The 23,603-nt window shown below is 73.9% G+C and carries 22 protein-coding genes; 12 read left to right on the top strand and 10 right to left on the bottom strand.

Annotated elements, in window-relative coordinates:
- The first annotated feature begins 23 nt into the window (after positions 1-23).
- Positions 24-1,670 carry an FAD-dependent monooxygenase gene (locus Vau01_RS39480; protein ID WP_204004642.1) on the top strand — a complete coding sequence of 549 codons (1,647 nt, stop codon included), beginning with the start codon at positions 24-26 and terminating at the stop codon, positions 1,668-1,670.
- 62 nt (positions 1,671-1,732) lie between these two features.
- Here the strand turns inward: Vau01_RS39480 and Vau01_RS39475 are convergent, their stop codons facing one another.
- The gene (locus Vau01_RS39475; RefSeq protein WP_204004640.1) at positions 1,733-2,266 is read right to left on the bottom strand and encodes a VOC family protein; all 534 of its coding nucleotides are present in this window, start codon (positions 2,264-2,266) and stop codon (positions 1,733-1,735) included.
- A 135-nt stretch (positions 2,267-2,401) separates the two neighbouring features.
- On the opposite strand from Vau01_RS39475, the gene Vau01_RS39470 reads away from it, so the two are divergent.
- A complete protein-coding gene (locus Vau01_RS39470) occupies positions 2,402-3,397 on the top strand; it encodes an acyltransferase domain-containing protein (RefSeq protein WP_204004638.1) in 996 nt (331 codons plus the stop codon).
- 8 nt (positions 3,398-3,405) lie between these two features.
- Here Vau01_RS39470 and Vau01_RS39465 read toward each other — a convergent pair whose 3' ends face one another.
- Positions 3,406-3,807: a VOC family protein gene (locus Vau01_RS39465; protein WP_204004636.1), complete on the bottom strand. Its 402-nt coding sequence runs from the start codon at positions 3,805-3,807 to the stop codon at positions 3,406-3,408.
- Positions 3,808-3,880: 73 nt separating this feature from the next.
- Between Vau01_RS39465 and Vau01_RS39460 the strand changes: the two genes are divergently transcribed.
- Both Vau01_RS39460 and Vau01_RS39455 read left to right on the top strand, forming a co-directional pair.
- Complete coding sequence (locus Vau01_RS39460) at positions 3,881-5,164, top strand: beta-ketoacyl-[acyl-carrier-protein] synthase family protein (RefSeq protein ID WP_204004633.1); 1,284 nt, start codon at positions 3,881-3,883, stop codon at positions 5,162-5,164.
- Entirely contained in the window at positions 5,161-6,375 is a 1,215-nt protein-coding gene (locus tag Vau01_RS39455; protein ID WP_204004630.1) for a ketosynthase chain-length factor, read from the top strand. Before Vau01_RS39460 ends, Vau01_RS39455 begins: the two co-directional genes overlap by 4 nt.
- Before the next feature lie 23 nt (positions 6,376-6,398).
- On the opposite strand, the gene Vau01_RS39450 is transcribed toward Vau01_RS39455, so the two are convergent.
- Genes Vau01_RS39450 through Vau01_RS39435 form a run of 4 tightly spaced genes read right to left on the bottom strand, consistent with a single transcriptional unit; the run spans position 6,399 to position 10,182 of the window.
- Positions 6,399-7,478 (bottom strand): glucose-1-phosphate thymidylyltransferase, encoded by a 1,080-nt coding sequence (locus tag Vau01_RS39450; RefSeq protein ID WP_204004627.1) that lies wholly within the window; start codon positions 7,476-7,478, stop codon positions 6,399-6,401.
- Entirely contained in the window at positions 7,475-8,251 is a 777-nt protein-coding gene (locus Vau01_RS39445; RefSeq protein ID WP_204004624.1) for a cyclase family protein, read from the bottom strand. The genes Vau01_RS39450 and Vau01_RS39445 overlap by 4 nt, the downstream gene beginning before the upstream one ends.
- Positions 8,252-8,275: 24 nt before the next feature.
- Positions 8,276-9,496 carry an FAD-dependent monooxygenase gene (locus Vau01_RS39440; RefSeq protein ID WP_204004621.1) on the bottom strand — a complete coding sequence of 407 codons (1,221 nt, stop codon included), beginning with the start codon at positions 9,494-9,496 and terminating at the stop codon, positions 8,276-8,278.
- A 20-nt stretch (positions 9,497-9,516) separates the two neighbouring features.
- Positions 9,517-10,182, bottom strand: coding sequence for an antibiotic biosynthesis monooxygenase (locus Vau01_RS39435; protein WP_204004618.1), 666 nt, complete (start codon positions 10,180-10,182; stop codon positions 9,517-9,519).
- Between the two features lie 203 nt (positions 10,183-10,385).
- Here Vau01_RS39435 and Vau01_RS39430 point away from each other — a divergent pair, with 203 nt between their 5' ends.
- From Vau01_RS39430 to Vau01_RS39415, 4 genes are read left to right on the top strand one after another with little or no spacing between them, the layout of a single operon-like run.
- A complete protein-coding gene (locus Vau01_RS39430) occupies positions 10,386-10,820 on the top strand; it encodes a nuclear transport factor 2 family protein (RefSeq protein WP_204004615.1) in 435 nt (144 codons plus the stop codon).
- Positions 10,821-10,829: 9 nt separating this feature from the next.
- Positions 10,830-11,996, top strand: coding sequence for a cytochrome P450 family protein (locus tag Vau01_RS39425; protein ID WP_204004612.1), 1,167 nt, complete (start codon positions 10,830-10,832; stop codon positions 11,994-11,996).
- Positions 11,997-12,001: 5 nt separating this feature from the next.
- Entirely contained in the window at positions 12,002-12,604 is a 603-nt protein-coding gene (locus tag Vau01_RS39420) for a dTDP-4-dehydrorhamnose 3,5-epimerase family protein (protein ID WP_204004609.1), read from the top strand.
- A gap of 56 nt (positions 12,605-12,660) precedes the next feature.
- Positions 12,661-14,250, top strand: a complete 1,590-nt coding sequence (locus Vau01_RS39415; RefSeq protein ID WP_239152214.1) for an FAD-binding oxidoreductase — start codon at positions 12,661-12,663, stop codon at positions 14,248-14,250.
- Here the strand turns inward: Vau01_RS39415 and Vau01_RS39410 are convergent.
- Genes Vau01_RS39410 through Vau01_RS39395 form a run of 4 tightly spaced genes read right to left on the bottom strand, consistent with a single transcriptional unit; the run spans position 14,247 to position 18,773 of the window.
- Entirely contained in the window at positions 14,247-15,476 is a 1,230-nt protein-coding gene (locus Vau01_RS39410) for a class I SAM-dependent methyltransferase (protein ID WP_204004603.1), read from the bottom strand. The genes Vau01_RS39415 and Vau01_RS39410 overlap by 4 nt on opposite strands.
- Positions 15,477-15,495: 19 nt before the next feature.
- Positions 15,496-16,248, bottom strand: coding sequence for a TylF/MycF family methyltransferase (locus Vau01_RS39405; protein WP_204004600.1), 753 nt, complete (start codon positions 16,246-16,248; stop codon positions 15,496-15,498).
- A complete protein-coding gene (locus tag Vau01_RS39400) occupies positions 16,245-17,438 on the bottom strand; it encodes a class I SAM-dependent methyltransferase (protein WP_204004597.1) in 1,194 nt (397 codons plus the stop codon). The genes Vau01_RS39405 and Vau01_RS39400 overlap by 4 nt, the downstream gene beginning before the upstream one ends.
- Before the next feature lie 24 nt (positions 17,439-17,462).
- The gene (locus Vau01_RS39395) at positions 17,463-18,773 is read right to left on the bottom strand and encodes a nucleotide disphospho-sugar-binding domain-containing protein (protein ID WP_204004594.1); all 1,311 of its coding nucleotides are present in this window, start codon (positions 18,771-18,773) and stop codon (positions 17,463-17,465) included.
- Between the two features lie 138 nt (positions 18,774-18,911).
- On the opposite strand from Vau01_RS39395, the gene Vau01_RS39390 reads away from it, so the two are divergent.
- From Vau01_RS39390 to rfbH, 4 genes are read left to right on the top strand one after another with little or no spacing between them, the layout of a single operon-like run.
- Positions 18,912-20,366 (top strand): NDP-hexose 2,3-dehydratase family protein, encoded by a 1,455-nt coding sequence (locus Vau01_RS39390; protein ID WP_204004591.1) that lies wholly within the window; start codon positions 18,912-18,914, stop codon positions 20,364-20,366.
- A complete protein-coding gene (locus Vau01_RS39385; protein WP_239152213.1) occupies positions 20,345-21,358 on the top strand; it encodes a Gfo/Idh/MocA family protein in 1,014 nt (337 codons plus the stop codon). Before Vau01_RS39390 ends, Vau01_RS39385 begins: the two co-directional genes overlap by 22 nt.
- The gene (locus Vau01_RS39380; protein WP_204004588.1) at positions 21,355-22,299 is read left to right on the top strand and encodes an NAD-dependent epimerase/dehydratase family protein; all 945 of its coding nucleotides are present in this window, start codon (positions 21,355-21,357) and stop codon (positions 22,297-22,299) included. The genes Vau01_RS39385 and Vau01_RS39380 overlap by 4 nt, the downstream gene beginning before the upstream one ends.
- Positions 22,296-23,600, top strand: coding sequence for a lipopolysaccharide biosynthesis protein RfbH (gene rfbH, locus Vau01_RS39375; protein WP_204004585.1), 1,305 nt, complete (start codon positions 22,296-22,298; stop codon positions 23,598-23,600). The genes Vau01_RS39380 and rfbH overlap by 4 nt, the downstream gene beginning before the upstream one ends.
- Positions 23,601-23,603 lie beyond the last annotated feature (3 nt).

Here is a 23,603-nt window from a genome sequence, read left to right as displayed (position 1 = left end):
ATGCCGAAAGGGAGGTGCGGCCGATGCCGCAGAACAACGTCCCGGTGCTGATCGTCGGCGCCGGCACGGTCGGACTGGCCACGGCGGCGGCGCTGGCGTGGCAGGGGGTCTCGGCGCTGCTGGTCGAGCGGCACGGGAGCACGTCGGTGCATCCGCGGGCGACCGGGGTGCAGCCGTGGGTCAAGGAGTTCTTCCGCGAACTCGGCCTCGCCGACCAACTCGCCGCGGCCAGCGCCGATCTCGCGCCGAGCCACGGCAAGGTGCACGTGACCACACTGGCCGGCACGGACCTGGCCACCGCCCGCCGGATCCCCACGCCGCCGGTGGACGTGGCCGAGGCGACCCGGCGGGTCAGCCCCACCGACATCGGGCCGTGCGCGCAGGACCAGATCGACCGGGTGCTCCTGGAGGCCGCGACGGCGGGCGGTGCCCGGGTGTCGTTCGGCACCCGGCTGGTGTCGTTCACCCAGGACGAGACCTGCGTGACGGCTCAGCTGTCGGACGTGCGGACGGGCGAGTCCCGCACCGTGCGGGCCGGCTACCTGGTCGGCGCCGACGGCTCGGGCAGCGCCGTGCGGTCGCTGCTGGGCGTCGGCACCAACGGCCGGGACAAGCTGGGCCACCCGATGTTGAACATCCTGTTCGAAGCGGACCTGGCGGATCTGGTGCGCGGCAACGAGTTCGCGTTCTGCGAGGTGCGCAACCCGGACTCCGAGGGCATCCTGCTGTCCATCGACAACCGGTCCCGCTGGGTGTACCACGTGAGCTTCGACGCGGAGAAGGAGACCACCGCCGACTACCCGGTCGAGCGGTGCCGGCGGCTCGTCGAGGCGGCGATCGGGGTGCCCGGGCTGCCGGTGCGGATCGTCAGCGTGGTGTGCTGGCAGATGTCCGGCCGGCTGGCCGACCGGATGCGGGTCGGCCGGGTGTTCCTGGCCGGCGACGCGGCGCACACCATCCCGCCGATCGGCGCGTTCGGGATGAGCACCGGGGTCGCGGACGCGCAGAACCTGGCCTGGAAGCTGGCCATGGTGCTGCGCGGCACGGCCTCCCGGAGCCTGCTCGACAGCTACCAGGCCGAGCGGATGCCGGTCGCCCGGTTCACCCGCGACCAGGCGCTGCGCCGCTTCGAGCACCTGGAGCTGCACTGGACGTCCAGTACCGAACAGCGCGCCGAGGTGCGCATCGCCGACCCGCTGGTGACCAGCCTCGGCGTGCAGTACGCCGAGGGCGCGGTGATCGACGCCAGGGCCGAGGCGCCGTCGTGGGACGACGTCGAGCGCAACCTGGACGGCACGCCGGGCACCAGGGTCCCGCACGCGTGGGTGTGGCGGTCCGGCGAGCGGGTGTCCACATTGGACGTCGTCGCACCGGGCTTCGTGCTGCTGACCGGCCCGGAGGGCGGGGCGTGGTGCGCGGCGGCCGAGGCCGTCTCCGCCCGGCGCGGCGTCGCGGTGCGTGGGTACCGGGTCGGCCCGGGCGGCGACCTCGACGAGCCCGACGGTGCCGTCTGGGCGAAGACCGCGGGGCTCGCCCCGGACGGGGCGGTGCTGGTGCGCCCGGACGCGTTCGTCGCCTGGCGCAGCCCCACCGCCGTCGACGACCCGCAGGCCACCCTGGCCGGCGTCCTGGACCGGCTCCTCGACGGTGGCGGCCGGTCCCCCGGATAGCTCGCCGGTCGCCACGAAAGGTGCCCCGCGGCCACGGCCGCGGGGCACCGCTCGTGTGGGCGTCAGGCCTCGGTGTAGGCGCCGAACATGCCGAACTCGTTGCCGGTCGGGTCGACCATCGACACGAACGCCTGTCCCTCGAAGATGATCTCCGGGCCGAGTACGACACGGCCGCCCATCCGCTCGGCCTTGCAGATGTTGGCGCGCAGGTCGTCCACCGTTATGTAGAGGACGGCGTTGGAGTTTCGCGGCCGGGGCTGGCCGCCCACGATGGCACCGGCCGGCAGGCCGTGGATGAGGATCACGTAGGTTCCGGCGTCGACCTGCTGGAACTGCCAGGCGAAGCCGAACAGGGTCTGGTAGAAGCGCAGGGCCACCTTGAGGTTGGCGGTGCGGATGTGCCAGAAGACGATGTCGCCGGGACCGGTGGCCGCCTGCTCCATGGCGGTCGCCAGTTCGGCGGCCGTAAGCCGGCCGCCGGCGGCCTGAGCCGCGCCCGGCCGGGTGAGAGCGGTCGCCGCGCCGACGGCGATGACGGCGCCGAGCGCCGAGCGCCGGGTCAGGGCGGTGCCCTGAGCGGTCTGGGATGGTGACACACCTGCCTCCTCGTAGCGAGATGGTTGGACCTGTCGAAATTGGCGTATCGGGCTTGACTCGTCGTTGTGGGCGGCTCGACGGGCGCCGTTGGCCGGCCCCAGCGCGCGTCGAGTGACTCCTGGGACGGTTCGGTCATGACCCGTACCGATCCCGCCCGCCGGCCCGTCGCGCTGCTGCTGCCGGGCCAGGGCTCGCAGTACGCCCGGATGGGCGCCGGCCTGTACGGCCACGAACCGGTGTTCACCCGGGCGGTGGAGGCGGTGTTCACCGCCATGGGGCCGCTGGGAGACCGGTTGCGCGCCGACTGGCGCGCCGGTGAACCGACCGTCCCGCTGGACCACGTCACCCGTTCCCAGCCGCTGCTGTTCGCCGTCGACTATGCCGTCGGCCGGGTACTGCTCGATCGCGGCGTGCGCCCGGTGGCATTGCTCGGCCACAGCATCGGCGAGCTGGCCGCGGCCACCATCGCCGGTGTGTTCACCCTGGCCGACGCGGCACGTGTGGTCGCCGACCGGGTCACGCGGCTGGCCGACGGTCCGCCCGGTGGGATGCTGGCCGCGGCCGCCACGCCCGAACGGCTGGCGCCCTTCCTGGGCGACGGCGTGGTCGTCGGTGCGCTGAACGCGCCCCGGCAGACCGTGCTCGCCGGCCCGGCCGAGGCGTTGGCCGCGGTGGGGGAGAAGCTGCGGGCGGACGGCATCACCTGGCGACGCGTGCCGTCGCTGAGCCCGTTCCACAGCCCCGTGCTGGCCGAGGCGGCTCGCGGTGCCGACGCCGTGTTCGCGGCGATCCGGCCGCGTTCGCCCCGGATCCCGGTCTACTCGGCCTACACCGGGGCCGTGCTGAGCGCCTCGGACGTGGCCGACCCGGCGTTCTGGGCCGGGCAACCGGTCGCGCCGGTGCTGTTCTGGCCGGCGCTCGACGCGCTGCTGTCCACGGGCGACCATCTGCTCGTCGAGACCGGTCCGGGTGCGGGGTTGACCACGCTGGCCCGGCGGCACCCCGCCGTGCGGGCGGGCGGCACCGAGGTCCTCTGCACGCTGCCACCCGCACCCGGCCCGGCGGCGGCCGACCGGACCGCGCTGGCCTCCGCCCTGTCCCGGCTGCACACCGTCGGCGCCGCCGGATAGCCGGCCGGTCAGCCCGTCCAAGAGCTCGTGAACATCCCGATCACGGTGCCGGTCGGATCCTTCACGTCGGCGTACGCGGTGGTCGGGCTGAGCACGACCGGGCCGCTGACGACCGTGCCGCCCAGCGACTGCGCCAGCGCGATCTTCGCGCGGAGGTCGTCGACGGCCACGTAGAGCACCACGTTGGGCGCGGACGGCCGCGGCTGGCCGCCGATGATCGCGCCCAGCCCGTGGTCGACGTTGTAGATGGTGTACCGGAGCGGGTCGTCCTGTGTGTACGTCCAGCCGAACAGCTGCTGGTAGAAGGGCAGCGCGACGGACAGATCGGTGGTGAGGATGCGCAACCAGAGGACGACGCCGAGCGACTCGTCCGCGGTCGGGGCCGGACGGCTGCTGAGGTGAGTTTCCATGTGTCGATCCTGAGCCGGCTGGATCCAGCCCTCCTCGAGCCGGTGTCTAGCCACCGCCGTGATTCTCGACGGCATGCACGAGGGCAACGGGAGCCGGCGGGTCGTGATCACCGGGATCGGCGTGATCGCGCCGGGCGGCATCGGGCGTAAGGCGTTCTGGGAACGGCTGCTGTCCGGCCGGCCGGCCACCCGGCCGATCACCTTCTTCGACGCCGAGCCGTTCCGGTCGCGGATCGCCGCCGAGTGCGACTTCGACCCGCAGGCGGCCGGGCTGACCCAGCGGGAGATCCGCCGGCTCGACCGGGTCGCGCAGTTCGCCGTCGTCTGCACCAGGGAGAGCCTGGCCGACAGCGAGCTCGGCGACGCGCGGACGCCGCCGCACCGCGTCGGCGTCGCGATCGGCACCGCCGTCGGCTGCACGCAGCGGCTGGAGGAGGAGTACGTCGTGCTCAGCGACGCCGGCCGGCGCTGGCTGGTCGACCACGCGTACGGGGTGCCGCACCTCTACGACTACTTCGTGCCCAGCTCGATCGCCGCCGAGGTGGCGTGGGCGGTGAACGCGCAGGGACCGGCCACGGTGGTGTCGGCCGGGTGCACGTCCGGCATCGACGCGGTCGGGTATGCCTGCGACCTGATCCGGGAGGGTTCGGTCGACGTGATGGTCGCCGGCGGAACCGACGCGCCGATCTCGCCGATCACCGTGGCCTGCTTCGACGCCATCAAGGCCACCTCGCCCAGCAACGACGACCCGGAGCACGCCCTGCGCCCGTTCGACCGCAACCGCAACGGCTTCGTCCTCGGCGAGGGCGCGGCGATCCTCGTGCTGGAGGAGCGCGGGCACGCCTACCGGCGCGGCGCGCACGTCTACGCCGAGATCGCCGGGTTCGGGTCGCGGGGCAACGCCTACCACATGACCGGGCTGCGACCCGACGGCGTCGAGCTGGCCGCCGCGGCCACCGCGGCGCTGGCCGAGGCCCGGCTGCCCGCCGAGGCGGTGGAGTACGTCAACGCGCACGGCACCGCCACCAAGCAGAACGACCGGCACGAGACCGCGGCGATCAAGCGCAGCCTGGGCGACCACGCGCACCGGGTGCCGATCAGCTCGATCAAGTCGATGATCGGGCACTCGCTCGGCGCGATCGGCTCCATCGAGATCGCCGCCTGCGCGCTGGCGATCGAGCACTCGGCGATCCCGCCCACCGCGAACCTGACCGATCCGGACCCCGAACTCGACCTGGACTACGTGCCGCTCACCGCGCGCGAGCAGCCGGTGCGCGTCGCGCTCACGGTCGGCAGCGGATTCGGCGGGTTCCAGAGCGCCATGGTGCTCACCGCGCCCGCCGGGACGACCCGGTGAGCCCGGTGACGGCGGTGGTGACCGGTGTCGGCGTGGCCGCGCCGACCGGGCTGGGCGTCGAGGCGTACTGGCCCGCCACGCTCCGCGGCGAGCTGGGCATCCGCCGCCTGACCCGGTTCGACGCCGACGGGTACCCGGCCCGGCTGGCCGGCGAGATCACCGGCTTCGCGCCGGCCGACCACCTGCCCGGCCGGCTGGTGCCGCAGACCGACCGGATGACCCAGTTCGCGCTCGCCGCCACCGACTGGGCCTTCGCCGACGCGGGCGTGCGCCCGGCGGAGCTGGACCCGCAGGAGCTGGGTGTCGTCACCGCGAGCGCGTCCGGCGGCTTCGAGTACGGCCAGCGCGAGCTGGAGAACCTGTGGTCGCGGGGGCCGCGGCACGTCAGCGCGTACATGTCGTTCGCCTGGTTCTACGCGGTCAACAGCGGCCAGATCTCCATCCGGCACAACCTGCGCGGGCCGACCGGCGTGCTGGTCGGCGAGCAGGCGGGCGGCCTGGACGCGATCGCGCAGGCGCGCCGGCAGCTGCGCAAGGGGCTGCGGCTGGTGGTCACCGGCGGCACCGACGGCCCGCTGTCGCCGTACGGCTGGGTGGCGCAGCTGTGCGGCGGGCGACTCAGCCGGTCCGACCGGCCCGATCGCGCGTACCTGCCGTTCGACGACCAGGCGTGCGGGCACGTGCCCGGCGAGGGCGGCGCGATGCTGATCGTCGAGGACGGCGCGGCCGCGCGGGCGCGCGGTGCCCGTCGCTACGGCGAGATCGCCGGCTACGGCGCCACGTTCGACCCCCACCCGGACTCCGGCGGCGAGCCGGCGCTGCGGGCGGCCGCCGAGCGGGCGCTGGCCGACGCCGGCGCCGGGCCGGGTGACATCGGCGTCGTGTTCGCCGACGCGGCCGGCGTGCGCGACCAGGACCGGATCGAGGCCGACGCGATCACCGCCGTCTTCGGCCCGGCGGGCGTGCCCGTCACCGCGCCGAAGGCCGCGACCGGGCGGCTCTACGCCGGCGGTGCGGTGCTCGACGTCGTCACGGCGCTGCTCGCGCTGCGTGGGCGCACGATCCCGCCCACGATGAACGTGGCACCCGCCCCGGACTACGGGATCGATCTGGTGGTCGACCGGCCGCGCCCGCTGGACCGGCCGGCCGCGCTGGTGCTGGCCCGTGGCGCCGGCGGCTTCAACGCCGCCATGGTGCTGCGCGCGGCGTGACCGGCCGTGGTTCAGCCAATCTCTCAGCCGATTTCGAGGCGGCTCTGGTCGGGCACGACCAGGCGGTGCCGCATGGGCTCCGGCGGTGACGAGGTGATGTCCACCGACCGGCCCAGGATCGAGTGGTGGATGACGCCGTGCACACCGCGCACGGACGTGCTCTCCATCACGACCGAGTCCTCGACCCCGGCGCCGGCGAGCACACAGCCCGGCCCGATCGCCGTGTACGGGCCGACGTAGCTGTTCTCGATCACGGCGTCCGCGCCGATCACGGCGGGTCCGACCAGCTGCGAGCAGATCACCCGGGCGCCCGGCTCGACCCGCACCGGCCCGCGCACCGAACTGGCGCCGTCGACGTCGCCCCGCACGCTGTGGACCGTCGTGGCGAGCAGTTCGCGGTTGCACGCCAGGAGGTCGTCGACCCGCCCGGTGTCGCGCCAGAAGCCGGTGAACAGCGAGCCGCCCACCGGGGCGCCGTGGTCGATCAGCCACTGGATCGCGTCGGTGATCTCCAGCTCGCCGCGCCGGCTCGGACGGATGGCCGCGACCGCCTCGTGAATCCGCGCCGAGAACGCGTAGACGCCGATGAGGGCGAGGTCGCTGGGCGGGTCGGCGGGCTTCTCCACCACCCGCCGGATCCGGCCGGACCGCTCCACGTCGGCCACGCCGCAGGCGCGGGGGTCGGCCACCCGGGCCAGCAGCACCTGCGCCGCCGGCCGGCCGGCGGCGAAGTCGGCCAGCAGCGGCGCCAGGCCGCCGCGGACCACGTTGTCGCCCAGGTACATGACGAAGTCGTCGGCGCCGAGGAAGTCGCCGGCCACCCGCACGCAGTGCGCCAGCCCGAGCGGCCGGTCCTGCACCAGGTAGGTGATCCGCAGGCCGAGCGCGGCGCCGTCACCGACCACCGCCCGGATCTGCGCGCCCCGGTCGCCCACCACCACGCCGACGTCGGTGACGCCGGCGGCGCGCAGGTCGTCGAGCGCGTGCAGCAGAACCGGGCGGTTGGCCACCGGCACGAGCTGTTTGGGCATCGCGAAGCTGAGCGGGCGCAGCCGGGTGCCGTCGCCGCCGGCGAGCACCAGGCCCTTCGGCGCGCCGGTCACGGCTCGTCCAGGACGGCCACGGCGCGCGCCCAGCCGGCCCCGGCGCCGGTCAGCTTGACCGGAAAGCACATCACCCGGAACCCGTACGGGCGGGGCAGCGCGTCCAGATTGCCCAGCCGTTCGATCTGGCAGTACTCGCGTTCGCGCCCGAGCATGTGCGCCGGCCACAGCACGCCCCGGTCCCCGGTGGAGTTGTACCGCTGGAGGATGAACGGGAACGGCGCGTCGAGACTGAACGCGTCGGTGCCGATCACCTTCACGCCCAGGTCGAGCAGCATGGCCGTGGCGTCGCGGTCGAGGCCGGCGAAGTCGGTGAAGTAGCGGGGCGTGCCGAGGTGCCGCTCCGCGCCGGTGTGCAGCAGCACGATGTCCAGCGGCGCGGGGGAGTGGCCGATCCGGTCGATGGCCCGCGCGATGCCCTCCGCGCCCACCGCGCCCACCGGCTCGGCACGCAGGTCCAGCAGCACGCCCGGGCGGCAGAACCAGTCCAGCGGCATCTGGTCGATCGTGCGCGGCGTCCCGTACGCCGCCCGCGAGCCGTAGTGCGCCGGCGCGTCGACGTGGGTGCCGGTGTGCGCGGTCAGCTGGAACGTGTCGTTGTTGAGGAACTCGCCGTCCGGCAGCATGTCCGGGTCCAGGTTCAGGCCGAAATGCTCGTTCATCTCCTTGCACATGTGCCGTGCGCCCTCGGCCGGCGACATCGGCGTGTGCGAGACCGGGTCGGGCTCCCAGAAGCTCGCGTCGACGGGCGAGGACAGGTCGATCAGCTGCACGGCGCGCTCCTGCGTGGTCGATGGTCAGCGGACGAACAGGTCGGTGCGCAGCCGGATCGCGGGGTTGCCGTAGGCGATGTGGCGCAGCACCTTCCGGTAGACCGGCGTGTGTGCCAGCAGCCGGGCGACCCGCGGGCGCACCGCGTCGAGCACGCGGTTTCCGGCCAGCATCGCCCGGCTCTGCAGCACCTGGGTGCGCAACACCCGGTCGATGTCCGGCCGGCGCGGTGCGGCGAACCGGTCCAGTGCCGCGGCGTCGGTGTTCCCGGATCGCAGCGCGTCGACGAGCACCGGGTGCAGCGCGACCGCGTCCTGCACGGCCAGGTTGATGCCCTGGGCGCCGATCGGGCTGTGGGTGTGCGCCGCGTCGCCGATGAGCACCAGGCCGTCGGCGGTCCACGACCGGGCGGTCGCGGCGAACACGTCCAGCAGCGTCAGGTCGGACAGGGCGGTCACGTGCTTGTCGATCAGGTCGCCGTACTGCGGGATCGCCCGGGTCAGCTCCGCGCGGACGTGGTCGACGCCCCGGGCGGCCAGCGCCCGGTAACCGTGGTGCGGCAGCGTCCAGCCGAGCTGGACCTGGTCCGGGAACGACCGGTACTCCAGCACCGGGTTGCCGCCGCCGCGGTGGATGCGCACCTCCGGGCTGCCCGGGCCCTCCCGGTCGGGGATGCGGAACCACAGCACGTCGTGGTCGAAGACGTCCAGCCGGTCGTTGTCGATGCCGGCCAGCCGCCGGGTCTTGGAGTAGCGTCCGTCCGCGCCGACCACGCACCGGGCCCGGATCTGCCGGACGCCGTCGGGGCCGGTCGCCAGCACTCCGGTGATCCGTGCGCCGTCGCGGACGAGGTCGCTCACCTTGTGCCCGGCCAGCAGCGTCACCTCGTACCGCCCGCAGGCCGCCTGCAGCTCCGCGAGGAGGTGCCGCTGCGGGACGCTCAGCAGGCAGTTGAACGGGGCGGGCAGCGTCCGGTAGTCGATGTCCAGCAGCACCCGCCCCCGGTCGACGAACCGGAAGCGGGAGTGCTCGTGGCAGCCGCGGGCGCGGGCGCCGTCCAGCACCCCCAGTTCGGCCAGCAGAGCCTGACCGCCCGGCTGGAGGATCTCGCCGCGGTACGGGCGCTCCAGCGAGGCGGTCCGCTCCACCACCGCGACCCGCACGCCCGAGCGGGCCAGCAGCAGGGCGAGGGTCAGCCCGGCCGGGCCGCCGCCCACGACGCAGACGTCGGTGTCGATGGTCGTCATGCCTCGGTCGGCTTCCGCGCTCAGCCGGTTTCCGCGGCCGTGTCGTCCTCGCCGCCGCGGCCCCACGCGACGTGCTTGACCGGCTCGACGTTCACCTCGGCGAGCTTCGTCAACGCCTGGTACTGCTCGCCGCCGGTGGCCTTGGGATAGGCGGCCGGGTCCCACCAGTAGCCGATGCTCGCGTACGTGCCGGGCTTGCGCAGCGACCGGTTGAGGTCGGTGTATCCGAAGCCGTGCAGTTCCCTGATGTGCGCCGCGTACCGCTGGAACGCCGCCTCGAACTCGGCGCCGTCGCCGGTCACCCGGTAGGTGGTGATGTTCATCAGCGGCGTGTCGAACTCGCCGCGGGTGCCGGCCGACTCGGCCGCGTTCACCCGGGCCACGTTGACGCACAGGTCCAGGTCGGCCTTCTCCAGCATGGAGTGCATCACGCCCTGGTGCGCCTTGAACTGGTCGCTGGCGACCACCTTCTGGAACGCCTCCTGGCCGAGCCACCAGCCGAAGTTCACGTACACGGCGGGGTTGTCCAGCGACCGCACCGCCTGGTGGGCGCCGAACCCCTCCTGCGCGCGCATGTACTTGACGTGGTCGAGGAAGAAGCGTTCGAACGCCTCCGGGTCGCCCTTGGTGGTGAACCGCGCGATCACGGTGATGAGGTTGCTCAGGTCGCGACCGTCTTCCAACATCTCGCAGCTCCGTCCGCTTGGTCGTCGGTCTTCCGATCGGGCCGAGGCTCACGCGCGGCGCTCGAACGCGGCTCGAGCCGCGCTGGGCGGGCCGCCCGGCGGCGTCGATCGGAGGCGGTCGATCGGCGGCGTCGATCGGCGCTCTACCCGGCCTCCAGCCGGCCGGACCAGCCTGTGCGCGTCGCCATCGGAAGGAGCGGGGAATGTCAGCGTCGGTCGCCGCGGTCACCGGGCTGTACCAGGAGGTTCAGCAGTTCTACGCCGACCAGATGCGGCTGCTCGACGGCGGTGCCGTCGCCGAGTGGGCGCGCACCTTCACAGAGGACGGTGTGTTCGCCGCCAACGCCCTGCCGGAACCGATCCGGGGCCGGGCCGCCATCGAGGCGGGCGCGCGGGCCGCGGCCGAGGAGCTGGCCCGGTCGGGTGTCCGGCGCCGGCACTGGCTGGGCATGGTCAGCGTCCGTCCGGGCACCGACGACGCGTCGCTGTCGGTGCACAGCTACGCGCTGGTCCTCGCCACTCCGCGCGGTGGCAAGCCGACCGTGCACGCCAGCACGTCCTGCGTCGACGACCTCGTGCGCGACGGCGCCGGCTGGTTGGTCCGGCACCGCCGGGTCACCCGCGACGATCTGGTCTAGGAGGACCTCGTGACGCAGCAACCCGTCCTGGTGGAGAAGGAGAGCCCGGTCTGCATCGCGGACCCCTACCCGGTGCTCGACCGGCTGCGCGAGGCCGGCCCGCTGACCCGGGTGCCCACCTCGTTCATGGGTGAGGTCTGGTTCGTCACCCGCTACGACCTGGCCCGCGCGCTCCTGGCCGACCCGCGGTTCAGCCGCCGCCGCCCCGACGACAGCGAGATCGCCGCTGTCGACTCCGACCCGCCGGAGCACACCCGCATCCGTTCGCTGATCCGCCAGGCGTTCACGTTCCGCCGCATCGAGGGCCTGCGGCCGTGGGTGCGGGCACAGGTCGACGCGATGCTCGACACCGCCGGCCGGGAGGGCGCGACCGAGCCGGTCGACCTGCTGGAGGCGTTGGCCTACCCGTTGCCGATCGCGGTGATCTGCGAGCTGCTCGGCGCGCCGCCGCAGGACCGGGCCGAGGTGCGCCGGTCGACCGAGAAGATCCTCGCCGGGGAGATCGCGGAGAACCGCGAGGAGGTCTACGACCGCACCAAGCGGTACGTGGTCGGGCTGGTCGAGGAGAAGCGCGGGAACCCCGGCGACGACCTGACCAGTGGCCTGATCGCGGCCCGCGACGGAGCCGCGCGGCTCACCGAGCCCGAACTGGTCGAGCTGATCATCGCGCTGATCGCGGCCGGCTACGCGACCACGACGAACCTCATCGGCAACGGCATCCACGCGCTGCTGACCAACACCGACCAGCACGCGCTGCTGCGGCGGCGACCGGAGCTGATCGAGTCGGCGGTGGAGGAGTTCCTGCGGTACGAGAGTTCGTTCAGCGCCGCCGGGCAGATCGCGCTGGAGGACGTCGACGTGGAGGGCACGGTCATCCGCAAGGGCGAGGTCCTGCTGGTGTCGTTCTGCGGCGCCAACCGGGACGCGCGCCGCTTCCCCGACCCGCACCGGCTCGACATCACCCGCGACCCGAACCCGCACCTGGCCTTCTCGCACGGCATCCACCACTGCCTGGGCGCGCCGCTGGCCCGGATGGAGGCGCAGGTGGCGATCGGCGCGCTGGTGTCGCGCTTCCCGGAGATGCGGCTGGCGGGGCCGACCCGGTGGCGCGAGAACATCATGCGCGGGCTGCACGAGCTGCCGGTGGTGCTGGGCGCCGCGGCGACGCGGGCGTAGCCGGCGTGGACATCGTCGAACTGGCCGTGCCGGACGCGTACCGGATCACGCCGACCCGGCGGCCCGACGAGCGCGGCGTCTTCCACGAGACCATGCGCGCCCGGGAACTGGCCGCCGCGACCGGCCGGCGGTTCCCGGTGGCGCAGGCCAACCACTCGGTGTCGCGGCGCGGCGTCCTGCGCGGCCTGCACGGCGTTGCCGTGCCGCCGGGGCAGGCCAAGTACGTGAGCTGCCTGCGCGGCGCGGTGCTCGACATCGTCGTGGACGTGCGGGTCGGCTCGCCGGCTTACGGCACCTGTGCGGTGAACCGGCTCGATGCCGGGTCGGCCGTGGCCGTGTTCGTGGCCGAGGGGCTGGCGCACGGGTTCGTCGCGCTCACCGACGGGGCCACCGTCGGCTACCTGTGCTCCACCGCGTACGAGGACACCGAGCCGTACGAGCTGAACCCGCTCGACCCGGACCTGGCGCTGCCGTGGGGCTGCGCCGACCCGATCCTGTCGGCCAAGGACCGGGCCGCGCCGACGCTGGCCGAGGCGGCGGCGGCCGGGCTGCTGCCGACCTTCCGGCAGTGCCGGGACCTGTACGCGGCGGCCGACGCCCTCGCCTGACGGCCGTCGAGCCGGCCTCGAGCCGGCCTGGATCGCCGCAGCGTGCGATGGACGGCATGGCCGTATCCCGCCGAGGACTGCTCGGCACCGCCGCCCTGACCGCCGTGTCCGGCCCGCTGGTCGCGCCCGCGCCGGCGAACGCCGCTGTGCCGGGTGGCGCCCAGCCCGCGGTGCTGGTGCGCCCCGACGACCCCCGCTACGCCGAGCTGACCACCCGCGGCTACAACGGCCGCTTCGCCGCGACACCGGACGAGGTGTGCCTGGTGTACTCGGCCGGGCACGTGGAACGGGCCGTGGCGGCCGCCGTTCACGACGGCCGGCGGGTCACCGTGCGCAGCGGCGGTCACTGCTTCGAGGGGCTGGTCGACGACCCGGCGGTCCGGGTGCTGCTCGACGTCTCCGAGATGAAGGCCGTCGGTTACGACCCGCGGCTGCGGGCGTTCGCGGTCGAGGCCGGCGCCACGCTGGGCGAGCTGTACCGCGCGCTGTACCTGGGCTGGGGCGTCACCGTGCCGGCCGGGCTGTGCGTGGAGGTCGGCGTCGGCGGGCACATCGCGGGCGGCGGGTACGGCCCGCTGTCGCGCCGGCACGGGCTCAGCGTCGACCACCTGTACGCGGTGGAGGTCGTGGTGGTCGACGGGGCCGGCCGGGCCCGCACCGTGCTGGCAACCCGGGAGCCCGACGACCCGAACCGGGACCTGTGGTGGGCGCACACCGGCGGCGGTGGCGGCACCTTCGGCGTGGTCACCCGCTACTGGTTCCGCACGCCCGGTGCCACCGGCGCCGACCCGGCCCGGCTGCTGCCCCGGCCGCCGGCGCGGCTGCTCACCGGCGCCGCGTACTGGCCGTGGAACGGGCTCACGGAGGCGGCCTTCACGCGACTGGTGACCAACCACGGCGCCTGGCACGCCCGGAACAGCGGCGCCGACTCGCCCTACGCCGCCATGCACAGCACCCTGTACCTGCAGACGCCCACCGCCGAGAACATCATGCTCCAGATCCGGATGGACGCCACCGTTCCGGACGCGCGGCGCCTGCTCGACGAGTACGTGGCGGCGGTCGGTGCGGGCGTCGGCGTCCAGCCCTGGGTGAACGTCTCGGACGTGTTGTGGATGGAGAACACCCTGGCCCAGCGCAACGCGAACGAGGGCTTCGACCGGTCCAAGTCCAAGGGCGGGTACCTGCGCAAGCCGTTCACGGACGCGCAGGTCGCCGCGGTCTACCGGGCGCTGACCGAGCCCACGTTCCACGGCTGGGGCCTGGTGTACCTGGCGTCCTACGGCTGCCGGGTGAACACCGTCGCGGCCGACGCGACCGCGGTGCCGCAGCGGGACTCGATCTTCAAGACCTGGTACGCGGCCACGTGGGGCGACCCGGCCGAGGACGCGCTGAACCTCGACTGGGTGCGCCGCTTCTACCGGGACGTCTACGCGGCCACCGGCGGCGTGCCGGCGCCCAACGACAACCAGGACGGCTGCTTCATCAACTACCCGGACGTCGACGTGAAGGACCCCGCGTGGAACGCGTCCGGGGTCCCGTGGCAGCGCCTGTATTTCAAGGACAACTACCCGCGGCTGCGGCGCGTCAAGGCCCGCTACGACCCCGGCAACGTGTTCCGGCACGCCCTGTCGGTCGAGCCGGGCTAACGCCGGCCGGCCCGGTCGGTGGGGTCGGTGACGAGGGCGTCGATGCTGCGGGGGATCCAGGACGGGATCCCGCCCTCGGCGTTGACGCCCTTCTCCAGGAACGCCACGTTGTGGTAGACGTGCAGCCCGACCAGCTCGGCGTCCGGGTAGCCGCCGGTCGCGCCGGCGTCGGTGCGCTCCTCGTAGTGGATGCTGTCGATCAGCGACTTCAGCAGCGCCAGCGACGTGGTGCCCGCGGCCGGGTCGGCGTCGCCGCCGAAGCCGGGGCAGTACGACGTCCACAGGTCCTCGATGACGTAGCAGCCGCCCGGCCGCAGGTGCCGGAACAGCTCCGCGAAGCCGGCGCGCACGTGCGCGCTGACGTGGCTGCCGTCGTCGACGATCACGTCGAACGGGCCGTACGCCGCGAGCGAGGCCAGGAACTCCGGGTCGCCCTGGTCGCCGCGCAGCACGCGCAGCCGGGGCCCGCGCAGGCCGTGCTTCTCGAACACGTCGACACCGGTGATGACGCCGCGGTGGAAGTACCGCTTCCACATCCGCAGCGACTCGCCGCCGGCGTTCGGGTCGCGGTAGCCGCCGATGCCGATCTCCAGGACCCGGACCGGCCGGTCGCGCAGGTGCTGGAGGTGCCGCTCGTAGTGGGGAGCGAACCAGTGCCACGGTCCCCACTTGTCGGCGCCGTACCGGACGGCCAGCTCGTCCAGCGGTGGCCGGCCGGCGGCCAGGGCGCCCAGCACGGTGGCGGTGGCGCGGCTGGTGGCGGCGAGGACGGCACCGAGACCGCCCTGGTCCTTCACGTAGGCGTAAGCGGCGAGCACCTCGCGCCGGTGCACGAGTAGCTCGGTGCGGTGCGTGCCGGTGGTGCGCCCGTCGGCGGGGCCGTACAGCAGCCGCAGCAGCTGGGTCAGCTCGAACTCCAGCCGCGCGCAGGCGGTCCCGGAGCCCTCCGGCGTGGCGGTGACCGCCTCGCCGGCCCGGACGGACAGCGTGTAGACCAGCCGCCGCACGCCGTGCACCAGGTCCAGTTGGACGTCCACCGGAACGGGGTTGCCCGGCGGTGCGCAGCGGAAGACGAGCTCCTCCACGGCCAGCGCCGCGACCTCGCCGGCCCCGAGCGCGTCGACGACGTTGGCCAGCTCCGCGTCCCGGCCGTCGGCCGCCCGCACCAGCCGCTCGACCGTCTCCAGTTGCCGTTCGACGTCCTGGTCCGCCGTCACGGTGTCCACCGGCCGCATCCCCTTCGCCTCAGACGGTGCGGCGCCAGAACGCGCCGCACTCGTCGATGGTCTCGATCGGGTCCTCGATGCCGTGCTCGCCCCGGAACTCGTGGACCGCCTTGGCACAGGCCGGGATGAGGTAGTCGTCCACGATGACGAAGCCACCGGGGGACAGCTTCGGGTACAGGTGCGTCAGAGCGTCCATTGTGGACTCGTAGAGGTCGCCGTCGAGGCGCAGCACGGCCAGTTGCGTGAGCGGTGCGGCGGGCAGCGTGTCGCGGAACCAGCCGGGCAGGAACCGGACCTGTGCGTCCAGCAGGTCGTACCGGGCGAAGTTCCCCCGCACCGTCTCCATCGGGATCGCCAGCACGTCGTTGTGCTCGTGCAGCGCCATCCGCCAGTCGTCCGGGTGGCTGTCCGGGGTGGTCTCCGGGATGCCGGCGAACGAGTCGGCCACCCAGACGGTCCGATCGGTGACGCCGTGCGCCTTGAGTACCGCGCGCATGAAGATGCATGCCCCGCCGCGCCACACACCGGTCTCGATGACGTCGCCGGGGACCCCGTCGGCGAGCGCCGTCTCGATGCAGGCCCGCAGGTTGTCCAGCCGCTTCAGGCCGACCATCGTGTGCGCCACGCTGGGGCAGTCGACGCCGATCTGCCGGGCGTCGGCGCGGTAACCGTCGACGACGGAGCCGAGGGCCACCGGTGGATCCTCGTAGATGACGTTGGTCAGGACCTTCTTCATCAGGTTCAGGTACAGGTCGGCGCCGGTGTCGGTCACAGCAGTGCTCCAGGATCCTCGGTGCGGGAGACCCACGAAGGCGCGGGCTGTTCGGTGTTGCGGCCCTTCTCGACGACCGCCAGGTTGTGGTAGAGGTGCAGGCCGGTCACGGTGGTGTCGGTGTCGGCGGCCGCCCGCCCGCCGCCGGGCACCAGCTCCTGGTGGTTGAGGCCGTCGACCAGCGTCTTGAGGAAGCCGGCGGACGTGGCCGGGTCGTCCAGCCGCTCGCTGCTGCCGCCCCATCCCGGCCAGTAGGCGGTGCCCAGGTCCTCGATGACGTACAGGCCACCGTCGCGCAGGTGGGGGAAGAGCGCGCGGAACGAGACGATGACGTCGCGGCTGAGGTGGCTGCCGTCGTCGATGACGATGTCCAGCGGCCCGATCCGGTGGCCGAGCGTGTCCAGGAACGCGGCGTCGCCCTGGTCGCCCCGCACGGTGCGGACCCGGGGGCCGACGGGCAGGCGCGACTTGTCGTAGATGTCGAGCCCGTGGACGAGCCCACGCGGGAAGTAGTGCTGCCACATGTGCAACGACGCGCCGCCCTGGTCGGGCAGGTGGTAGCCGCCGATGCCCAACTCCAGCAGGCGGACCCGGTGGTCGCGCAGCGGCGCGAAGTGCCGCTCGTAGTGCGGCGTGTACCAGTGCCCGCCCCACTTGTCCGAACCGAACCGCACCGCCAGCCCGGCCAGGTCCGGCGTCGCGGCGGTGCAGGCGCGGACCAGCCGGTGCGCGGCCCGCCGGGCGGCCTCCTGCGCGACCCGCCACGGGTCGTCGGGCCGCCAGCTGCGCGGCCCGGGCTCGTCCTTGAGGAACAGCTCGCGGGTCGCCCCGGCGGGCGGGACCGCCGGCCCGAAGACGGCGCGGACGAACTCGGTGAGATCCTGCCTGAGCCGGACCCACGGGTCGGCGATCCAGCCGGGGGCAACCTTCGCCGCCGGATCGCCGACGGTGACCACGTAGCCCAGCCGGCCGCCGGGCCCGCCGAGGTCGACCTGTACGGCGACCGGCGCGCCGGCCACCTCGTCCAGGGCAACCCGCGTCATCACCTCGGCCAGCGTGGTGACGGCCACCGCGTCGGGATCCTCGCCGGCCAGCCGGTCCGCGGTCTCGTCGGGGGTGCCGTCGGCGGCGGCGAGCAGCCGCTCGATCAGGGCGTGGCCGGCGTCGCCGGCACGGGGGTCCTCGGTCACGGGAGATACGGTGGCCGAGCGCGCTCAACGTCGCGTCGAAGACCACTGGAGGGGTAGACCCCCGTCAACCGCGGGGAGCCGGCTCCCGTGGTGGACGCGCCGGCCGGCCCGGGCCAGCTCCTCCAGCGGCTCCACGAGCTGGGCCGGGCTGGGCCGGTCGGCGAGCTGGTCGCGCAGCGCCGCGGCCCGCCGCCGATAGCGCGGGTCGCCCAGCAGGCCCACCAGCCGCGCGCGCACCCCGGCCGGATCGAACGAATTGCCGTCCATGGTGTCGCCCGCGCCGGTGGCGGCCAGCCGCGCGGCGTTGGCCCGCTGGTCCGGGAAGAAGGGCAGGGACAGCTGCGGCACGCCGGCGGCGAGCGCGGTCATCAGCGAACCGGCGCCGCCGTGGTGGATCACCGCCGCACAGGTGGGCAGCAGGGCATGCAGCGGCACCGGGCCGGGCACCCGCACGTTGCCGGGCAGGTCGCCCAGCCGCGCCGCGTCGTCGGGGTGGACCAGGACGACCACCTCGACGTCCAACCGGGCCACCGAGCGGACCAGACCGGCCAGGTCGAACGACCCGGCACCGGCCATCTCGCGCAGCGAGTCACCGAACACCACACACACCCGGGGCCGGTCGGACGCGCGCACCGGCCGCGCCGTCCAGGCGGGCACCGGGCCACCGCCGTTGTACGGCACGTACCGGCTGGGCAGCCGTACCGCGGTGGTGGGCGGCGCCAGGTCCGCCGGGCACGGGTCGATCACGTGCTCGATGAGGTCGACCACCTCGGCGTCCACCCCGAGCCGCCCGAGCGTGCCGGCACGGTCGTCGGGGACCAGGTCGTACTCGGGCGGTTCGACGGTACCGACCGGCCCCCAGAGATGCACGGCGCAGGGCACGTCGGCCACCGCGGCGGTCAGCAGGCCGTGGAGGCTGGTCAGGTCGCAGACCACCAGCGCGGGTTGCCAGTCGCACGTCCAGCCGACGGCGTCGACCATGTTGCGCTGCAGCGCGGCGGCGACCTCGGCCCGGGTGCGGGCGAGGTAGGTCCCCAGGTCGCCGAACTCGGCCAGGCCGGTCAGCGGTTCACCGGTCACCGGGTGGGGCGGCAGCCGGTCGTGCGGCCAGCGGCCCAGGTGCACCTGTTCGAGGTTGTGCATGCGGTGCATGAAGATCAGGTCCCGGCCCGCCAGCAGCGGCACGGGTGTCAGGCCGGCACGTGCGACGGCCGGCGCCTGGGACGCGTCGCAGGCCACCCGCAGCTCGTGCCCGGCGGCCTGCAACGCCCAGCCGAGCGGCACCATGGGGAAGTAGTGGGACGACCAGTCCGAGACCGAGAACAGCACCCGCATCGCACGCCTCCCTGACCGTCCAGTGCCGACCCGGAAGGTTAGGACGGCCCCCTCGCTGCACGGTCTCGCCCGCCTCGAGCCGGCCGAGGTCGAGCCGAAGTGGATGCCGCATCGAGCGGACCCGCCGACCCTGTCGGCGTGACCATCAGCCACCGCGCGGGCCTCGACCTGGCGGCCGGCGCCACCACCGGTGACGCCGGCCGCATCCTCGTCTCGGTGCTGGCCCGGCACGGGCACGCCCTGTCCACGGCAGGCTTCCACGAGTGGTTCACCGAGCAGGCGCGGCGGACCTCGTTCACGGTCGAGCCGATCCCGTTCACCGCGTTGTCCGGCTGGTCCTTCGACCCGCGCACGAGCTTCCTCGTCCACGAGACGGGCAAGTTCTTCAGCGTCCAGGGGCTGCACGTGCGCCGCGACCGGGGCCTGGTGCCGCAGTGGTGGCAGCCCATCATCAACCAGCCGGAGGTGGGCATCCTCGGCATCGTGGTGCGTGAGATCGACGGCGTGCTGCACTGCCTGATGCAGGCGAAGGTGGAGCCGGGCAACGTCAACGGGCTTCAGCTCTCGCCGACCGTCCAGGCGACCCGCAGCAACTACACCAAGGCGCACGGCGGGGCGGGAACCGCGTATCTGGAGTACTTCGTCCAGCCCGGACGCGCCCGGGTGCTGGTCGACGTTCTCCAGTCCGAGCACGGCGCCTGGTTCTACCGCAAGCGCAACCGCAACATGGTCGTCGAGGTGACCGACGACGTGCCGCTGCGCGACGGGTTCTGCTGGCTCACCCTCGGCCAGCTCCGCGCTCTGCACGCGCTGCCCAACCTGATCAACATGGACGCCCGCTCGGTGCTGTCGTGCCTGCAGTACGCGGCGCGCGACTCGCTGCCGGTGACGCCGGCGCCGGGCGACGACTTCGCGGCGGCGTTGTGGCGCTCGACCGCCGTCGGCGAGGCGACCGGTTCGGTGTACACCGAAGGGGAGATCCTCACCTGGCTCAACGACGCCAAGACCGGGCAGATCCTCGACGCCCGGCGGATCCCGCTCGACGAGGTGGCCGGCTGGCACCGCACCGCCGACCGGATCGCCCGCCCGGACGGCAAGTACTTCAGCGTCATGGCCGTCTCGGTGCACGCGAGCAACCGCGAGGTGCACCAGTGGACGCAGCCGCTGTTCGCGCCGTGCGACACCGGCGTGATCGCGTTCCTCGTCCGGCGCATCGACGGGGTGCTGCACGTGCTGGCGCACGCCACCGTCGAGCCGGGCTACATGGACGTGGTGGAGCTGGGTCCCACCGTCAAGTGCGTGCCGGCCAACTACGACGGGCTCGGTGAGGAGTACCGGCCCCTGTTCCTGGACTACGTGCTCTCCGGCCGCGGCCGGGTCCGCTACCAGACGGTCCAGTCCGAGGAGGGCGGCCGGTTCTACCACTCGGAGAGCCGGTACCTCGTCGTCGAGGTGGACGACGACTTCCCGGCGGAACCGCCGGAGGACTTCCGCTGGGTCACCGTCGGGCAGCTGATCGCGCTGCAACGGCACAGCCACTACGTCAACGTGCAGGCACGCAGCCTCGTCTCGTGCCTGCACGCCTGCTGGTGACCGCCGACGCGGCCGGCCGGCCGCTGCGGTTCGGCGTCCTCGGCTGTGCCGAGTTCGCCTGGCGCCGGGCGCTGCCGGCGTTGGCCGCCGGCCCGCACAGCACCGTGGTCGCGGTCGCCGGCCGGGACCCCGGCCGGGCGGCCCGCTTCGCCGGCCGGTTCGGCGCCGAACCGGTGCACGGCTACGCGCCGCTGCTGGAGCGGGCCGACGTGGACGCCGTCTACCTGCCGCTGCCACCGGCGCTGCACGCCGAGTGGGTGGACCGGGCACTGCTGGCGGGCAAGCACGTGCTGTGCGAGAAGCCGCTGGCACCGGACCCCGCGGACGCGGCCCGGCTCGTCGCGTCGGCCGCGCGGCGCGGGCTGGTGCTGGCCGAGAACTACATGTTCGTCAAGCACGGCCTGCACGACGCCGTCCGGAAGCTGGTCGCCGACGGCGCGGTGGGTGACGTCCGCGCCGTCACCGCGGTGTTCGCGATGCCGCCCCGCGCTCCGGACGACATCCGGTACCAGCCGGCGCTGGGCGGCGGTGCCCTCGGCGACAACGGCGGCTACCCGATCCGGCTCGCCCAGTCGCTCCTCGGGCCGCGGCTCACCGTGGCCGGTGCCAGCCTGCGCGTCGACCCGGCGTACGGCGTCGACGTCGGCGGCGCGGCCCTGCTCGTCACCCCGGACGGCGTGGTCGCACAGGTCGCGTTCGGCATGGAGCACGGCTACCGGTGCGCGTACGAGGTGTGGGGCAGCCGGGGCCGGATCGTCGTCGAGCGCGCGTTCACCGCGCCGCCGACCCTGTCTCCGGTGGTGCGCCTGGACCGGCAGGACCGGGTGGAGAAGCTGACCCTGCCGCCCGACGACCAGTTCGCCGCCGCGATCGCCGCGTTCGCCGGTGCCGTCCGCGACGGCACCGACAGCGGGCTGCAGGGCGACGTCGTCGTCCGGCAGGCCGAGCTGGTGGACGAGGTGCGCCGGCGGGCCGTGCGGAGCCGGGCGTGACGGCCCGCGCGGTCGTGCTCGGCGGCACCGGTTTCGTCGGCCGGCACGTGTGCGACGCCCTGGCCCGGGCGGGCTACCGGGTCACCGTGGTCGGCCGCGGCCGAGCGCCGGCGCTCGACCTGTCCACGGCGTCCACGGCACAGCTCCATGCCGCCCTGGCGGCGGTCCGGCCGGCGCTGGTCGTCAACGCCGCCGGCGCCGTGTGGCGGCCCGACCCGGGTGAGGTGGAGCCGGTCAACACCGGGCTGGTCGCCCGCCTCGTCGACGCCGTCGAACGGTTGCCCGGCCGCACCCGGCTCGTCCAGCTCGGCACCGTGCACGAGGTCGGACCGGTGCCGCCCGGCACGCCGATCCGGGAGTCCACCCCGCCGCACCCGGTCTCCCCGTACGGGCGGACGAAACTGGCCGCGACCAGGCTGGTGCTCGCCGCCGCGGCGGCCGGCCGGGTCGACGCGGTCGTGCTGCGCACCGTCAACGCGATCGGTGCCGGCATGCCGGCGGCCAGCCTGTTCGGCGGGGTCGCCGCCGAGTTGGCGCAGGCGGCGCGCGCCGGCGCCACGGCGGTGCTGCGCACCGGCCGGCTGGCCGCCGAGTGCGACTTCGTCGACGTCCGCGACGTGGCCGCCGCCGTGTGCGCGGCGGCGACCCGGGCACCGGCCGGCGGCGCGCTGGTCAACATCGGCCGCGGCGAGGCCGTGCCGGTGGACCGGCTGGTGCGCGACCTCGTCGCCATCAGCGGCGTGCCCACGGAACTGTCCGACCGCGACGGCCCCGGCGCGGCCAACGCCACCGGCGTGCGGTGGCAGGCGGTCGACGTCACCGTCGCCCGCCGGCTGCTCGGCTGGCGGCCGCGGCGGCCGCTGCTCGATTCGCTGCACACCCTGTGGGCCGCGGCATCACCGGTGCCGGCCGCCCCGGCCTCGAGAAGGGAACCCGCATGACGGACATCCAGTCGCTCATCCTCGATCACGTCCGCAAGTTCCACCGGGAGCGCGAGCAGGGGCGCGGGTTCGTCCCCGGCGAGACGCCGCTGCTGCCCTCCGGCGCGGTGCTGGACGAGGACGACCGGGTCGCGCTGGTGGAGGCCGCCCTGAACCTGCGCATCGCCGCCGGGTCCAGCGCCGAGCAGTTCGAGCGGGAGTTCGCCCGCACCATCGGGCGGCGCAAGGCGCACCTGACCAACTCCGGCTCCTCGGCGAACCTGCTCGCGCTGACCGCGCTCACCCAGGCCGAACTCGGCGAGCGGCGGCTGCGCCCGGGCGACGAGGTGGTCACCGTGGCCGCCGGCTTCCCCACCACGGTCCACCCGATCGTGCAGAACGGCCTGGTGCCCGTCTTCGTCGACATCGAACTCGGCACCTACAACACCACGCCGGACCGGGTGGAGGCGGCGATCGGCCCGCGGACCCGGGCGATCATGATCGCGCACGCGCTGGGCAACCCGTTCCCCGTCGCGGAGATCGCCGCGCTGGCCGCCGAACGGGGCCTGTTCTTCGTCGAGGACAACTGCGACGCGGTCGGCAGCACCTACCAGGGCCGGGCCACCGGCACGTTCGGCGACTTCAGCACCGTCAGCTTCTACCCGGCGCACCACCTGACGTTCGGCGAGGGCGGCTGCGTGCTGACCGACAGCGTGCGGATGGCCAAGGTGGTCGAGTCGCTGCGCGACTGGGGCCGGGACTGCTGGTGCGCCCCGGGGTGCAGCAACACCTGCCAGCGCCGGTTCGGCCAGCAGTTCGGCACCCTGCCGTACGGGTACGACCACAAGTACACGTTCTCCCGGATCGGCTACAACCTGAAGACCACCGACCTGCAGGCCGCGCTGGGCCTGTCCCAGCTGGCCAAGCTGCCGGAGTTCGGCGCGGCCCGGCGGCGCAACTGGCAGCGGCTGCGCGACGGCCTGGAGGGTGTGCCGTGGTTGTTGCTGCCGCGGGCCACCGAGGGCAGCGACCCGAGCTGGTTCGGTTTCCTGCTGACCGTGCTCCCCGACGCGCCGTTCGACCGCACCGCCGTCCTGACGTTCCTGGAGTCCCGCCGGATCGGCACCCGGATGCTGTTCTCCGGCAACCTGACGCGGCAGCCGGCGTACCAGGGCGTCACGTACCGCGTCGCCGGTGAGCTGACCAACAGCGACATCGTCACCGAGCGGACGTTCTGGGTCGGCGTGTACCCCGGCCTGACCACCGAGATGATCGACTACATCAGCGGGTCGATCCGGGAGTTCGTGGAGTCCCGCCGGTGAGCG

Origin of the sequence: Virgisporangium aurantiacum, from assembly GCF_016863635.1 — a bacterium.
Taxonomy (GTDB): Bacteria; Actinomycetota; Actinomycetes; order Mycobacteriales; family Micromonosporaceae; genus Virgisporangium; species Virgisporangium aurantiacum.
Note: the sequence above shows the minus strand (reverse complement) of the source record. Positions and strands in the feature narration are given on the sequence as shown.